Origin of the sequence: Fictibacillus sp. S7 (genome assembly GCF_004127935.1) — a bacterium.
Lineage (GTDB): Bacteria > Bacillota > Bacilli > Bacillales > Fictibacillaceae > Fictibacillus_C > Fictibacillus_C enclensis.
The window spans coordinates 155,764-171,168 of the sequence record NZ_QJKL01000001.1 but is presented as its reverse complement, the minus strand read 5'-3'; the positions used below and the strand labels follow the sequence as shown (position 1 = coordinate 171,168).

Annotated in this window: 17 protein-coding genes and 1 other annotated feature; all 17 genes read right to left on the bottom strand. The window is 45.2% G+C overall.

What is annotated here, in order from left to right:
• Positions 1–59 precede the first annotated feature (59 nt).
• The 17 genes from udk to DMO16_RS00755 all read right to left on the bottom strand — a co-directional run bounded on the left by udk (position 60) and on the right by DMO16_RS00755 (position 15,378).
• Positions 60–701 carry a uridine kinase gene (udk, locus tag DMO16_RS00830; RefSeq protein WP_061972698.1) on the bottom strand — a complete coding sequence of 214 codons (642 nt, stop codon included), beginning with the start codon at positions 699–701 and terminating at the stop codon, positions 60–62.
• Between the two features lie 22 nt (positions 702–723).
• Complete coding sequence (locus DMO16_RS00825; RefSeq protein ID WP_129474792.1) at positions 724–1,380, bottom strand: O-methyltransferase; 657 nt, start codon at positions 1,378–1,380, stop codon at positions 724–726.
• Positions 1,381–1,442: 62 nt separating this feature from the next.
• Positions 1,443–2,597 (bottom strand): endolytic transglycosylase MltG, encoded by a 1,155-nt coding sequence (gene mltG, locus DMO16_RS00820; protein WP_241840403.1) that lies wholly within the window; start codon positions 2,595–2,597, stop codon positions 1,443–1,445.
• 154 nt (positions 2,598–2,751) lie between these two features.
• The gene (locus DMO16_RS00815) at positions 2,752–3,048 is read right to left on the bottom strand and encodes a DUF1292 domain-containing protein (RefSeq protein WP_061972691.1); all 297 of its coding nucleotides are present in this window, start codon (positions 3,046–3,048) and stop codon (positions 2,752–2,754) included.
• Between the two features lie 9 nt (positions 3,049–3,057).
• Positions 3,058–3,486, bottom strand: a complete 429-nt coding sequence (ruvX, locus tag DMO16_RS00810) for a Holliday junction resolvase RuvX (RefSeq protein WP_061972688.1) — start codon at positions 3,484–3,486, stop codon at positions 3,058–3,060.
• Complete coding sequence (locus DMO16_RS00805; RefSeq protein WP_061972686.1) at positions 3,486–3,758, bottom strand: IreB family regulatory phosphoprotein; 273 nt, start codon at positions 3,756–3,758, stop codon at positions 3,486–3,488. Before DMO16_RS00805 ends, ruvX begins: the two co-directional genes overlap by 1 nt.
• A gap of 61 nt (positions 3,759–3,819) precedes the next feature.
• The gene (gene alaS, locus DMO16_RS00800) at positions 3,820–6,456 is read right to left on the bottom strand and encodes an alanine--tRNA ligase (protein ID WP_129474790.1); all 2,637 of its coding nucleotides are present in this window, start codon (positions 6,454–6,456) and stop codon (positions 3,820–3,822) included.
• An 81-nt stretch (positions 6,457–6,537) separates the two neighbouring features.
• Positions 6,538–6,756 (bottom strand) — a binding site (T-box leader).
• A 25-nt stretch (positions 6,757–6,781) separates the two neighbouring features.
• The gene (locus DMO16_RS00795) at positions 6,782–7,864 is read right to left on the bottom strand and encodes an AI-2E family transporter (RefSeq protein ID WP_129474788.1); all 1,083 of its coding nucleotides are present in this window, start codon (positions 7,862–7,864) and stop codon (positions 6,782–6,784) included.
• Positions 7,865–7,972: 108 nt separating this feature from the next.
• On the bottom strand, positions 7,973–8,158 hold the full coding sequence (locus DMO16_RS24055) for a hypothetical protein (protein WP_141687091.1): 186 nt from the start codon (positions 8,156–8,158) through the stop codon (positions 7,973–7,975).
• Between the two features lie 10 nt (positions 8,159–8,168).
• The gene (locus DMO16_RS00790) at positions 8,169–8,366 is read right to left on the bottom strand and encodes a hypothetical protein (RefSeq protein ID WP_129474785.1); all 198 of its coding nucleotides are present in this window, start codon (positions 8,364–8,366) and stop codon (positions 8,169–8,171) included.
• A 23-nt stretch (positions 8,367–8,389) separates the two neighbouring features.
• Positions 8,390–8,860 carry a PRC-barrel domain-containing protein gene (locus tag DMO16_RS00785; protein ID WP_162264554.1) on the bottom strand — a complete coding sequence of 157 codons (471 nt, stop codon included), beginning with the start codon at positions 8,858–8,860 and terminating at the stop codon, positions 8,390–8,392.
• A 43-nt stretch (positions 8,861–8,903) separates the two neighbouring features.
• Complete coding sequence (gene recD2 / locus DMO16_RS00780) at positions 8,904–11,204, bottom strand: SF1B family DNA helicase RecD2 (protein ID WP_129474781.1); 2,301 nt, start codon at positions 11,202–11,204, stop codon at positions 8,904–8,906.
• 45 nt (positions 11,205–11,249) lie between these two features.
• Positions 11,250–11,891, bottom strand: coding sequence for a tetratricopeptide repeat protein (locus DMO16_RS00775; protein WP_129474779.1), 642 nt, complete (start codon positions 11,889–11,891; stop codon positions 11,250–11,252).
• 100 nt (positions 11,892–11,991) lie between these two features.
• A complete protein-coding gene (mnmA, locus tag DMO16_RS00770) occupies positions 11,992–13,116 on the bottom strand; it encodes a tRNA 2-thiouridine(34) synthase MnmA (RefSeq protein WP_129474777.1) in 1,125 nt (374 codons plus the stop codon).
• 37 nt (positions 13,117–13,153) lie between these two features.
• A complete protein-coding gene (locus tag DMO16_RS00765) occupies positions 13,154–14,293 on the bottom strand; it encodes a cysteine desulfurase family protein (protein WP_129474775.1) in 1,140 nt (379 codons plus the stop codon).
• Positions 14,294–14,318: 25 nt separating this feature from the next.
• Positions 14,319–14,738: a cysteine metabolism transcriptional regulator CymR gene (gene cymR, locus DMO16_RS00760; RefSeq protein ID WP_061972664.1), complete on the bottom strand. Its 420-nt coding sequence runs from the start codon at positions 14,736–14,738 to the stop codon at positions 14,319–14,321.
• Entirely contained in the window at positions 14,671–15,378 is a 708-nt protein-coding gene (locus DMO16_RS00755; RefSeq protein ID WP_129474773.1) for a YczE/YyaS/YitT family protein, read from the bottom strand. Before DMO16_RS00755 ends, cymR begins: the two co-directional genes overlap by 68 nt.
• Positions 15,379–15,405: the final 27 nt, after the last annotated feature.

The window sequence follows — 15,405 nt, the reverse complement described above, 5'->3', positions numbered from 1 at the left end:
GCTTGCCAAATTTTCACTTCGCAACATCCAGTATACGAGCAAAAAATGAGGGCTCGGCCTCATTTTTTTAATATTGCTTTTTCTTCAAGGATCGTTTGAATTTTGGTTACCATCAAATCAATGGCTACCCGGTTTTGTCCGCCTTCAGGGATGATGATATCCGCATATCGTTTGGTTGGCTCAATGAATTGATTGTGCATCGGGCGTACAACCGATGTATATTGATCGATCACTGATTCAAGTGTTCGTCCCCTGTCCCGTGTATCTCTGACCACTCGTCGGATGATGCGTACATCGGCATCTGTATCGACAAAGAGCTTGATATCCATCAGATCTCTGAGACGCTCATCTTCCAATATCAAAATTCCTTCAAGAATGATAACATCTTTCGGTTCAACTGGGATAATTTTATCACTTCTTGTATGCGCTGTATAGTCATAAACAGGTTTTTCGATGGATTGAAATTCCAAAAGAGCATTTAATTGTGAAATTAATAAGTCATTATCAAATGCCAAAGGATGGTCATAATTTGTTTTCAAGCGCTCATCCATTGTTTTATCGGATTGGTCTCTGTAATAGGAGTCCTGTTCAATGATGAGAATCGACTGATCGGCAAACTGGCGGTAAATTTCTTTCGCTACAGTTGTTTTTCCGGAGCCAGATCCCCCGGCTACCCCAATGACAATCGGTTTTTGTACCATGTTCTTTCTCCTTCCGAAATCTCTAACGCTGCTCATTATCTTTTTTAATGCTGATGCCCAGGCCATCTCCTACTGGCAAAATCGCAGTTGTATATCCATTGTGATTCATAAGAAATTCATTGTATGAACGTATTTTCCGGACGAGGGAAGCCAGCCTCCTGGTCCCTGGATGAACATCGCCGGTCACATATCCCTTAAACAGAATATTATCTGAAAAAATGATGCCTTTTGGCCGGAGAAACTCTCCATAACTTTCAAAAAAACGCTGATACTGGCCTTTAGCTGCATCAATAAAGACCACATCATAAGGTGCCTTTTTTCCGGCTTCAGCGACCAATTCGTTGGCATCGCCAAACAATACTTCAATTCGTTCAGAAAGGCCAAATTCTTCTATATTTTGAAGTGCCAGCTCATAGCGTTCCGGGTCTCTTTCAATCGTAACGATAGACACATCCGGCAAGGCTTCAGCCATTCTTATCGCAGAATATCCGATAGCCGTTCCCACTTCCAGTATTTTTTGGGGTTGTATCATCCGAAGCTGCTGCAGCAGAACTTCAATGCCCACGAGCTCCATAATGGGTACACCGTGTTCTTTGGCGTACTCCTCTATCTTTTGAATTCGAATATCCCGACTGGGTATTAATTGTTCAATATAATTCTGGACTTCCTGTGATATCAAGGCTATGCCTCCTTACTTAACCGAAACATTATATCATAAAAACAACCTGTCATGTTTTCTTTTTAGCTTTTCCCTGCACGTTCCTGCCATTCATGACGGTATTTCTGAACGATTCTTTTATGCTCGTTATATGTTTTTGTATAGATGACTTGTCCGTTTGGACGTGCATAAAAAAAGTAATACGTTGTTTGTTCAGGATTCAATGCCGCTATAATCGCTTCTTCGCCCGGGGAAGCAACCGGACCAATAGGCAGCCCCTTGTACTTGTAAGTATTATAAGGAGAATCCACTTTCAGCTCGTTGTAGAGAACCTGCACTTTAAAGCTCTTGCGGGCATATTTAACCGTCGGGTCGGAATCAAGCTTCATCCCTTTTTTAAGCCTGTTATAAAATACGCCTGATATTTTGGGACGGTCTTCAGGCCGCTGGGCTTCTTCTTCAATCATGGACGACAACGTGAGAATTTCGTATGGTTTCTTGCCGCTCTTTTTGACTTCTTCCTGATGGCCGTCCATTACTCTTTGCGTTTTCTGCACCATTTTTGTGATGACGGCCTTAACATCGGGTTGCTTTTCATCAAACTCGTATTTGGCCGGAAACAAGTAGCCCTCGAGCGGATAGTATATTTTTTTGTTGTATACTTTATTGTCGATCACAGGAAACTGCTTTTGGAGTTCTTTGACAAATGCCGGATCATTTATCGTCTTCATAACTTCTTCTTTGCTTTTGCCGGTATTTTTCGCAATCACTTCTGCTATCTGCGGAACAATAAATCCTTCCGGTATGGTAAACGATGTTTCAGGATGGCGGTATACTTTTCCGTTTTTAAGAGCAGCGATTAATTGGTCCATGTTCATGGAAGGATTAAGGTCATAGACTCCGGCTTGTAAGTTCCCATTTTCTTTGGTCTTGGCATACACCTGAAAGACCAGACTGCTTTTGATCAGGTTGTTTTTTTCCAAAATCTTTCCGATCGTTGAGACAGAAGAACCGATGGGTATATCAACGGTTACATCCTTTTTATTTCCTGCATCGGCAGGGCCGAGCGCATCTTTAATATATGTATAGCCAAAAATAGCAGCCGCTGCCAGCAGCACTATAATGACGGCCAGGACTGTAAGTACTTTTTTCTTTCTCTTTTTCTTACCGAAACCTGTTGGACCGCCGGGAACACCATTATATTGTGACACCTTTTTCTCCCCTTTCATCTGCTTCATTATACTGATAAGTAATTTTCATGTCTAGTTTCCATAATAAAGAAACAGAAAACAGCATGAATCTTCAAATCTCTGGTGTACTGGTATAGTCATTTAGTATGTTCAATTTGCATAAAAAAAGCAGCTAAAGTTTACCTTTAGCTGCGAAGTCGTTTTATTCTTCTTCATCCTGAAATGCGTTTAAGGTTTCTTCAATCATCTGCCACTCTTCATCTGTTTCCAGAGGGAAGAGCTCGATATCGTCTTCGCCTTCTCCTTTGTCCTCAAAGCGGAAAGGGAAAACTTCCTGCTCGTCGCTATCATCTTCCTGATCTTCGCCTGCCGGTACAAGAAGAATGTATGAATGTCCGGTTGGCGTTGTGCTGCCATCAATCGTCATCAGCACTTCAAATAGATTCTCTTCTCCGTTTTCACCTGGGATAATAATATGTTCTTTTTCTTCGTTTGCCATTTGATCACCTCATTTTTTTAATTGACGGCTGTCCAAATATCCTTGAAGGATTAAAACCGCGGCCATTTTGTCGATGACCTGTTTTCTCTTCTTCCGGCTGACATCAGCAGAAATCAGCATTTTTTCAGCAGCCATCGTCGTCAGACGCTCGTCCCATAATACAACAGGTAGCCCGTACCTGGCTTCTGCCTTATTGGCAAATTCCTGACACGCCTCCCCGCTCGGACCAATGGATCCGTTCATATTTTTGGGCAAGCCGACCACAATTTCTTTCACATCATACTGTTTAATCCAATCGCCAATACGTTCAAAAACTTCATCGGGCTGATGCGGTTTCCTTCTGACCGTTTCGATTCCCTGAGCTGTCCAGCCCATCTCATCGCTCACAGCCACTCCTACCGTATGGGATCCTACATCCAGTCCCAAAATCCGGGTCATTAGAGAGAATCCTCTTTCTTTGTGTCAAGATAGGATTTAACCAGTTCCTCAATCAGTTCATCCCGCTCAATCTTTCGAATCATGGTTCTTGCATCCTTGTGGCGGGGAATATAAGCTGGATCTCCTGATAACAGGTAGCCTACAATCTGATTGATCGGATTGTATCCTTTTTCCTGAAGTGCCTCATACACTGAAAACAGCACTTTTTGGACATTGGGATCCATTGAATCGTCATGAAAGTTAAACTTCATTGTTTTGTCCATAGAACTCACGACCAACACCTCTTTCTCTATCTTCTCCCTTTATATCCTCATTGTACCCTTAATAGGGGGATTAGGAAACAGATTTCACTGCTTCTGCTACGTATTCCAGGGCAGCATCAAGTTTTTCAGGGTCTTTTCCACCTGCCTGCGCCATATCCGGACGGCCACCGCCCCCTCCGCCACAGCGTGAAGCCACCTCTTTTACAAGTTTTCCTGCGTGATAGCCTTTTGGGATCAAGTCCTTGGTTACTCCCGCGACAATATTCACTTTATCATGATTTACCGCACCAAGTACGACAATTCCACTTGAAAGTTTATTTTTCAAATCATCAACAATGGAGCGCAGACCATTCATGTCCGCAGCATTAACCTTTTTCACGATCACCGGAACACCATTGATTTCCACTTTCTCGTTGATCAGGCTTCCTGCTTCGAGATTGCCGAGCTTCGCGGATAATGCCTCTTTTTCCCGCTGGAGCTCCCGCACCTGGTGCTGCAGCGCTTCTATACGGCTCGGAACTTCTTTTGCATTGGTCTTCAGCAAAGCTGCAGAGTCACGCAGTGTCTGGACTTGTCCCTTCATGACCTGATAGGCTTCCTGTCCGGTTACAGCCTCAATCCTTCTTGTACCGGCACCAATGCCAGTCTCTGAAAGAATTTTAAAGAGGCCGATCTCCGAGGTATTCTGCACATGGCAGCCGCCGCATAATTCCAGGCTGTAATCGCCAATTTGAACCACTCGAACCACTTTTCCGTATTTCTCACCGAATAAGGCCATCGCTCCCATCGCTTTTGCTTCCTCAATCGGCTTTTGCATTTTATCCACAGAAATGGTCTTCCAGATCTTCTGGTTGACAATATCTTCAATGCTCTCGATTTCTTCCTGTGAAATGCTGCCGAAATGGGAAAAGTCGAATCGAAGCCTTCCAGGTGCCACTAGGGAACCTGCCTGGTTCACATGAGTACCGAGAACATCCTTCAGCGCTTGATGCAGCAGGTGGGTAGCCGTATGGTTTTTCACAATAGCCGCACGTTTTTCAGTATCAACCTGAGCGACAACTTCTATTCCGTTGCGAAGGTTTCCTTGTTTTACAACGACGGTATGGAGATTTTGTCCATTCGGTGCTTTTTGAACATCCTTAACAAACAGCTCCAGTCCTTCGCCCGAAATCGTGCCTTGGTCAGCAACCTGGCCTCCGCTTTCCGCATAAAACGGAGTAATGTCAAGAATGACCTGGCCTTCTTCTCCCTCGGCAAGGATATCGATGCGGTCTCCGTTTTGAAGGGTTTCCAATACTTTTGATGTGCTCCGCTCTTCGTCATAGCCCACAAAATCGCTGTGTGCTTTGATGTCGCTTAACACACCGGATTGCACCTGCATGGAATCCACATCCTGACGTGCCGAACGGGCTCTCTCACGCTGGCCTTCCATTTCTTTTTCAAATCCTGTACGGTCGACTTCCATGTTATGATCTGCAGCATATTCTTCAGTCAGTTCAAACGGGAAGCCAAACGTATCATAAAGCTTGAAGGCATCTTTACCTGAAACTGTGCTGCTTCCGGCTGCTTTTTCCTTTTTGATGACTTCTTCAAGGATCGCAAGTCCTTCATTGATGGTTTCATGGAATCGCTCTTCTTCGTTTTTAATGACGCGCTGGATAAACGGCACTTTTTCTTTTACTTCCGGATAATAGTCCACCATGATATCTGCTACGGTTGGAACAAGTTCGAACATAAACGGCCGGTCAAGTCCAATCTGCTTGGCAAAGCGAATGGCTCTTCTGATCAGGCGGCGTAGAATATACCCTCTGCCTTCATTTGATGGAAGTGCATTGTCAGATACAGCAAAGGCAACGGTACGGATATGGTCAGCAATCACTTTGAACGCGGTATCCGCTTCCTTTGATTGGCCATACTTGCTGCCAGAAAGCTTTTCCGTTTGCTGAATGATCGGAATAAACAAGTCCGTGTCATAGTTCGTTGGAACGTCCTGAATAACAGAGACCATCCGTTCGAGCCCCATTCCGGTATCAATGTTTTTCTTTGGAAGCGGTGTGTACGTTCCGTCTGGATTATGGTTGAACTCGGAAAACACCAGGTTCCATACTTCGAGGTAACGGTCATTTTCCCCACCCGGGTATAACTCAGGATCATTTGCATCACTGCCGTATTTTTCTCCTCGGTCGTAGAAAATTTCTGTATTCGGTCCGCTTGGCCCTTCTCCGATATCCCAGAAGTTCCCTTCCAAACGAATGATGCGTTCTGGCGGCACCCCTACGGTTTTGTTCCAAAGCTCATAGGCTTCATCATCTTCCGGATGGATAGTGACTGATAGTTTCTCTGAATCAAAACCGATCCATTTTTCACTGGTCAAGAATTCCCAGGCCCAGATGATCGCCTCTTCTTTGAAATAATCACCGATGGAGAAATTTCCGAGCATTTCAAAGAACGTATGGTGGCGTGCGGTAACCCCCACATTTTCAATGTCATTCGTACGGATTGATTTCTGAGCGTTAACGATTCTCGGGTTTTCCGGAATCACCCGGCCGTCAAAATACTTTTTAAGGGTAGCAACCCCACTGTTGATCCACAAAAGTGACGGGTCTTCATAAGGCACAAGGGAAGCGCTCGGCTCCACACTGTGGCCCTTCTCCTGGAAAAAATCAAGAAACATTTGTCTTACTTGAGCAGACGTTAAAGTTTTCATCTTTCCACTCTCCTTTCATTATTAGAAAAAGCGGTAGCGCCCTGTTCTGCCAAAATAAAAAACTCCCGTTCCTGATTCTGCATCAGGGACGAGAGTTGTTATCACGCGGTACCACCCTGGTTATGATTTAAGCCGAACACCGAAATCATCACCTTATGTAAACCGTAACGGGGTTTCACCGGCAGGGATTAACTGCACTCGGGAGTAGCTTTCTGTTCTTTCCTTTTAGAAACCTTACAGCCGGGGGTTTCCTCTCTTGGAAAAGGGTCAAAACATACTTATCTCCATCATCGTTTTGCTTTATCTAGCAGTAGTATAATTCCTTCTAGGGCATCTTGTCAATCTTGGCTTGCAGCCGGTGGTTCCGTATATGCACAATAATAACCTTCATGATTGAAAACACAGGCACAGCCAGGATCAGCCCGGCCACCCCTCCGATTTCACCGCCAGCCAGCAGCGCCATAATGATCAATGCGGGATGGATGTGAAGGCTTTTCCCCACGATCAGCGGACCCAAAATGTTTCCTTCGATGAACTGCAAAACCAGCATGATGCCGGCCACAATGAGAACCATTTTAACAGAAATGGTAAACGCGATGAAGATGACCGGTACAGCGCCAAGAATGGGCCCAAAATACGGAATAATATCCGTGATAGCAATAATAATCCCCAATATAATGGGATACGGCATACCGGCGAGCCACAGTGCAAGCATAGCAGCAGCCCCAAGAAGCGTTCCCACCAATAATTGCCCCCGGATGTAACCTCCCAGCGAACCATCAATTTCCTTGAGAACCTGTCTTCCTTCTCTTCTCCACTTCTGCGGCGTCAAGTACCAGCATACCCGTTTAATGCCGTCAATATCCTTTAAAAAGTAAAAAACAAGGAACGGAATAATGATGAGTACAAAAAAATAATCCACAAGTTTTTTAATAGAGCCAATGACATTGGCTGCGCTTTTCTGCAAATAACGTTCACCTGAATGAATATAATCCTCAATTCTGAGGTGAATGGATTTCGGAAGGCTTGCTGTATGATGATCCACTTCAAGCAGCCAGCTTTGATACGTTTTTGATAAGGTGGGAAGATTGGACGCCAATTCCCTGATCTGAAGGATCATATAGGGTATTCCTTTGTATAGGGCATAACCAGTTCCGCCGAAAAAAAGCAGGTAAATGCACAAAATGGATAAGCTGCGCGGCATGCCCTTCCGATGAAGTATTTCCACAAGCGGATGAAGTAAATAGGTGATGAAAACGGCAATAAAAAAAGGAAACAGCACGGCTTTTAGAATCGTAAGAACAGGAACCCAAAAAGGGGCCAGTTTCAACAGCAGCCAGCCGCAAAGAAACAGCAAAACGAGAAGAGATAAACGGATGATCCACTTTATGTAATTCTCCCGCTGCATGGTATCACCTCACCCTTATTGTTTCCTCCTGACCATTTTTCATGTAAGAAAAGGAAAAGCTCAACCCATCAAAAAAGCCCATGCTTCTAAGCATGGACTTTCTTTTCATTAATAAATGGCTTTTGCCAGTCTTTTACGCAGTCGTCGTACGCGTTTTGAGGACAGCATATCATCCATCCCCATAAAGCTCATCCCGTTTTTCCGGGATTTCATTCCGTAGATAGCTGCCCAAAGACCGAGAGCAAGTACGGGTTTTATATAGCTGTTCATTGAAGTCACCAACCCTTTTATCAAGTTAGCCTGCTTATTGGACATCCGCCTTGTAGGACAAATCTTGATCCTCAAACAGATCATCCAGCGAGGTCAAGCTGCCATCCTCTTCCACCTGGTGAAGGGACAGTGTGCCATTTACAATGGATAATTCAATAAAGCAGTTCCAGCAATAATACTGATTAACGCCGATCTTGCCGATATCCTTACGGCTGCAGTTGGGGCATTTCAAATGTGGGGTCCTCCTTTATAGCACTATCGTACAAAAAGTGACTGCTTCCCGATATGCAACGGCTCATGCGAATAAATCAGCGATCGTCCATCCGTCCAGTCCGAAAACAATCCTTTTGATACCTCAATGGCTACAATCCTGCCCCAATCTTTTGAAAAGTATACATCCTCAACCACCGCTTCTGTCTCTCCATCCTTGGATAAGAGAGCCTGCTTCAGCAGGCAGCAAGGATGTTTTTCCATCCGGAATGTTCCTTTTGAATAGGAAGGCACCCTGGATGGTCTGCAGCTGCAAAGCAGAACGGAGTCCTCCTCCTGAATCCTGGCTGACTCATACGGCAGATACGCTTTCCGGAAGAAAAGGCTGTTTCCGCATAAAATGAAGCCCAGCACATTTCCCCTTGAATCTGTCAGTATATCTTCGACTTTACCGATGGTTTTTCGGTTAGCCGAAAGAACAGCTTTTTTCCCTTTTAAAAATGAAAATGTTCGCAAAGTAACCCCCACCCTTCCGAACATCCTTATCATCCCACCTCTGTCAGGGATTCATGCTTGAAAGGTTTTCCATCTGATATTGAGTCAGCCGGTCTCTCAGACGGGAAAATCTGGACGCTTCATCATTTCTTTGGACTGCCAGTTCAAAAGCAGATTCTTCCCCGCACAGGATTAAAAACTCCCGACTCCTTGTAATGCCGGTATAAATTAAATTCCGTCTCAGCATACGAAAATAACTTTTTACAACAGGCATGATGACAATGGGAAATTCGCTCCCCTGGGATTTATGGATGGAACAGCAGTAGGCGTGAGTAATGTGATGAAAATCAGAGCTTGTATAAACCACTTCCACTTCATCAAACGCCACAACGAGCTGGTCTTCTTTGTCCGTTGTTTCTTTAGCATAAATGATCGATACTATTTCACCCATATCCCCGTTGTACACAAGGTCTTCCGGCTGGTTAACGAGCTGAAGCACTTTATCCCCGACCCGATAAACCACCTGCTGGATGTTTAGTTCGCGCCTTTGCGGTGAAGGCGGATTAAATAATTCCTGCAGTTTTTGATTCAGGATATCGATGCCCGCGTTCCCGCGATACATGGGGGCGAGTACCTGAATATCCCGGGCCGTATATCCCTTTTGACGCGCGTTTTGACACACCTGCTTAACCACTTCCAACACCTGATGGGTCTGGCATGAAAAGAAGCTTCTGTCCGACTTTCTCTTTGCAAGGTCGTTTGGAAGCACACCGTTTTTCATGTGATGAGCGAGTTCAATGATGGAAGACCCTTCGGCCTGCCTGTATATATCCTTCAATTCAACCGTCGGAATGACTTTCGAAGAAATGAAATCGCGTAATACCTGGCCGGGACCGACAGAAGGCAGCTGATCTTCATCTCCCACAATCACCACTTGAATATTTCCGGGCACTGCTTTAAAAAGGGCATGCGCAAGCCAAATATCCACCATGGACATTTCATCCACTATCAGGAGTTTGCCTTCAAGCGGATTTTCATCGGTATGTTCAAAGCCCGCTCCGCCCTTCCAGCCGAGCAGCCTGTGGATGGTGAATGCCGGGATGCCTGTTGATTCCGACATCCGTTTGGCGGCACGCCCGGTCGGGGCAACAAGAAGCACCGGAAACGGCTCATCTTTTTTATATGAGGCTGGATCAAGCGAAACGCCATGAAGCTCCGCATAGACTTCCACGATCCCTTTTATGACCGTTGTTTTCCCGGTTCCAGGTCCTCCTGTAAGAACCATAAGCGGCGAAAAAATGGCCGTTTCAATCGCTTGTTTTTGCGAAGGGGCATATTGAATACCGAGCCGCTCTTCAAGCTCACCTAACGCCTTTAAAAATTCCGCCTGCGGAAACGCTTCTTTATATTCTTCCTGTCCGGCAATTCCTGTTACCGATTCAGCCAGCCCTTTTTCGGAAAAGTAAAGAGACGGCAAATACAGCCTGTCTTCTTCCATCATCATTTTTTTGTCTTCCCGAAGCGCTTCGATTTCACGGAAAATATCGCTGTCACTAATAGGCGCTTCCCCATTTGTCAGCAATTTTTTCACTTCATCCAGCACAAAGTCTGCAGGCAGATAAACATGCCCTGCATCGGTTCCCCTTTCCTGAAGAACAAAAAGACAGCCCGCTCTGATTCTTTCAGGGTGGTTATAGGACAGTCCGATCCCTCTTCCGAGTTCGTCTGCCCGCTGAAAACCGATGCCTTCAATATCGTAGATGAGCTGATACGGGTTGTTTTGGATAATATGGAGGGCTTCTTCCTGATAGGTTTGGTAAATTTTCATGGACAGCTGAGGTCCTATACCAAAGGGATTCAGAGTGATCATCACTTGTTCGAGACCCTGATGTTCAACGAGAGCATCGTACAGGTTTTTCGCCTTTTCCTCATTCAACTGCGGAATTCCATTGAGAACATCGGGATTTTCAAGAATGGAAGATAGCGCATTTTCTCCCAGATGGTCCACAATGGCCTGTGCCGTCTTTTTGCCAATGCCATGAAACAAATCGCCCGATAAATATTGAACCATACCTTCCTTCGTCTGTGGTATGTCTTTGCGAAATTGCGTTACATGGTATTGCTTGCCGTACTTTGGATGTTCTTTAAAATGCCCAAAGAAAATATAACGGTCATCCTGGTAAAGCGGCGGGAGGATCCCGGTAATGACGGCTTCTTTTTCGTCATACGCCTCATTCGTCTCATGAACACGTATGCGGGCTACGGTGTACAGGTTTTCCTTATTAAAAAAAATAGTTGTAATCAACGTTCCCTTTACATATTTTGCTTGTTCATCGAATAAATCGAAAGAAGACTGTTTATCCATCATTTGTCTCCTGACTTCATAATAATTCTGGCATTAAACCAGCTCTTAGTTCAGTATGTTTTCCACATTTTTTTTGCCATTCGCTGCAAGGTAGTGATCCGGCTGGATAGACAGCGCCTGATTAAAAGCCTCGAGTGCTTCCTGCGGTTTGTCAAAATAGACGTAGCCTACTCCAAGGTTATAAAACGCATCCGCATGCTTTGGATTTATTGCGGTTACCCTTTGAAACACGTCTACAGCCTCATTGACCCGTTCCATCTGAGCGAGACAGAGGCCATACTGAAATAGCGATTCCACGTCATTGCTGTCCAGTTCTGCGGCACGCAAAAAGTGCGGAAGTGCGCGCATTTGTTCGTTATTCTGAACGTAGGACATGCCGAGCATAAAATAGACATCGCCTTCCTGGATTCCTTTTTGCAATGCCTGCTGAAAACAGTGTGCTGCCTCCGGATACCGTTCAAGCTCATAGAGCGCGATCCCCATGCTGTACCATGCTGTACCTGCCTCGGGATCAAGCTGAAGCGCCTTTTCAAAAAAAGCAATAGCTTTTTCATACTCATGAACAGCGGAAATCAGGTTTCCGTAATTGATGTAAAGGACCGGATTATCCGGCTCCTGTTCAATCTGCTGTTCCAGTTTTCGTGCGGTTTCTTCCAGTTTTCCCTTTTTTAAATAATCCTGTTCCACTTGTTTCCTCCTGAATCCTTATACTGTTTAAAGTATAACAAAAATTTGTTCTTGAAGAAAAAACCAGTCCACGATCATACATGGACTGGTTTTTATCTTTTTACAGATAAGAAATAGGTTCGCCGTTTTTGATTACTTCATCGATGGTGGCACCGCCAAGGCAGATGTCTCCATCATAGAATACAACCGCCTGTCCGGGTGTAATCGCGCGTTGTGGTTCATCAAAGACCACATGCAGCTTTCCGTCATCAAGAAGGCTAACGGTTACTCCTTTATCAGGCTGCCGGTATCTGAATTTTGCTGTGCAATGGAATGTTTTTTCCATTGGCTTATTGCTGATCCAGCTTGGCTGAACAGCGGTCAGGCTCTCACTGTAGAGCGATTCATGATCAAAGCCCTGCTCCACAAACAAAACATTTTCGGTCAAATCCTTGCCGACAACAAACCAGGGTTCGCCGCTTCCACCGATCCCGAGGCCATGCCGCTGGCCAATGGTATAGTACATCAGACCATCATGCTTTCCTTTGAAGTCACCATCGAGGGTTCGCATCTCACCGGGTTTTGCCGGAAGATAATTGCTTAGAAAATCTTTGAAATCACGTTCTCCAATAAAACAAATTCCTGTGGAATCCTTTTTCTTGGCTGTTGCCAATCCTGCTTCTGCAGCCATTTGACGGATTTGAGGCTTGTTCAATTCTCCGATCGGAAACATTACTTTTTCAATCTGTTCCTGGGAGAGCTGATTCAAAAAATAGGTTTGGTCTTTGTTTTCGTCCACGCCGCGCAGCATTTTTACTTCGCCGTCTTGTTCGGCTACACGCGCATAATGGCCGGTTGCCACAAAGTCAGCCCCCAGACTCATCGCATGATCCAGAAATGCTTTAAATTTGATCTCCTTGTTGCAGATCACGTCAGGATTTGGTGTTCTTCCTGCTTTATATTCTTCAAGGAAATAGGTAAATACCTTGTCCCAATATTCTTTTTCAAAATTGACCGCATAATAAGGTATGCCGATCTGGTTGGCTACAGCAATGACATCATTGTAATCTTCAGTGGCGGTACAGACCCCGAACTCGTCGGTATCATCCCAGTTTTTCATAAAGATGCCGATTACATCATATCCTTGCTGTTTAAGCATCAATGCCGCAACAGAGGAGTCGACCCCACCGGACATCCCGATGACGACTCTTGTTTCTGCAGGTGATTTTTCGTGTCTTGTTGACATTTCATCACCCCCCTTTCTTTATAAATGAGAGTGTACCTCATTTTTGCAGGCGTTTCACTATTTTTGCTGTCTCGTACGCTGTTTTCTCAATTTGCTCCATCGTATTGTTTAAACCAAAGCTGAAACGGATCGAATTCTTTGTCCGCTCTGTCTTCCCAAACATCGCCGTAAGAACATGGGACGGCTCCACCGAACCTGCAGTACAGGCTGAACCGCTCGATGCTGCAATTCCCGCGAGGTCAAGATTAACAAGCATCACTTCTGTTTTCACGCCAGGAAAGCTGACATTCAAAATATGAGGCAGTCCATGCTCCGGATCGCCATTGACCTGAAAATTAATGTCTTCTTTTATTAAAATTGCAAGCATTGCTTCCTTATACGCCAGATACACAGCAGCTTTCTCTGCACCTTGTTCCATCATAATAGAAATAGCCTTCGCCAGGCCGGCAATCCCTGCCACGTTTTCTGTTCCTGCTCTGCGTTTCCGCTCTTGTTCTCCGCCGAAGGATGAAGGTGCAATCGCAACGCCTTCCCTGATATAAAGAAAACCGGTCCCCTTTGGGCCATTGATTTTATGTCCTGATATGCTGAGCAGATCAACCTTCAGCTCATCCACATTCAGTGGCAGAACGCCATAGGCCTGAACCGCATCGGTATGAAAATAGGCCTGATGGTTTTCAAGAAGTTCCCCAATGGCGGGGATATCCTGAACCGTACCGACCTCGTTATTGCCATACATGATCGTGACGAGCACGGTATCCTCACGCAGTGCGTCCTTCACATCCTGAAATGAAATCCTTCCCTTTTCATCCACGGGAAGATACGTTACCTCAAAGCCCTGCCGCTCCAGTTCCTCACATGCATGAAGCACGGCATGATGCTCAATTTGAGTAGTAATAATATGGTTGCCGCGTTCCTTGTTGGCATAGGCAACCCCGAAAATGGCCGCGTTATCCGCCTCGGTTCCGCCGCTTGTAAACATGATCTGATTGGGTGCCGCACCAATACTTTTCGCAGCCGTTCTTCTTGCTTCATCCAGAAGCTGGCGTGTTTTTCTGCCAAACTGGTGAATGCTTGAAGGATTTCCAAAGTACTCCGTAAAATAAGGCATCATTTCCTGAACCACTTCGGGGTGAATCGGAGAAGTGGCGGCATGGTCTACATATATAAGGTCCATTTAGACCACCTTCTTTCTTAATTGACTAGATATAAAACATGTATGCATCCTGGCTGGCATCTCCCTCATAGTTTGCCAAATCATCCAGGGTTGTATTATCAAGAACATCCTTGACGGCATCGCGGATTTTTATCCAGAGATCCCGCTTTGCCGGCTCTTCATCATCCATCAGTTCCACCGGGGTAATCGGGCCTTCAAGCACACGGATAATGTCACCTGCCGTAATTTCTTTGGCATCCTGAGCCAGAATGTAGCCGCCGTATGCTCCCCTGATGCTTTTAACTAAACCCGCGTTTCGAAGCGGAGAGATCAGCTGTTCCAAATAATGCTCAGACAAATTATGCTCTTTTGCGATCAATTTTAAAGCAATCGGCCCTTCACCTTGCTTTTTTGCCAAAGCCATCATGATGGTTAACCCGTATCGTCCTTTTGTTGAGATTTTCATAATACACGCTCCGTTCTATCCAATAATTAACGATTTTTCTGCAAACCGGAAGCGTAAATCCTACAATGCTCCCGATCGTGACACAAAACAGTATGGTTCCAAGTGAGATCGGCCCTTTAAGCAGCCAACCTCCGGTTAAAACAAATAGTTCCATCGCCAGCCGGATATGTGAAATTTTCTTTCCCGTTTTCTCCGTTAATGCCAGCATTAAGCTGTCACGGGGACCGGCACCACAATCGCATGCGATGTAAAATCCCATTCCAAACCCATTGATAACAAGGCCTGCCGCAAGCATGGCAATCGCGCCAATGACCGACTCGGGTGTTTTGAAGAAGGGAATAGCCATAAAGATATCAATAAAAATCCCAACAAAAATCATGTTAAGAAAAGCGCCCACCTGCGGCCATTTTTTCGTTAGCCAGGAAGTAGCTCCAAGAATCAGGAACCCCATTATGATGGACCAGGTGCCAATCGACAATCCGAATTGATGATACAAACCAATATGTAAAACGTCCCAGGGCGCGCTTCCGAGGCTGGCTTTAATCATCAGCGAGACGCCAAATGACAAGAGAACGAGTCCCATAAAAAATACGAACCATTTGACAAAGAAAGGCTTTGCATCGGGATTAACTATTTTCATTAGTATTTCCTTCCGTTTGTCCATTTT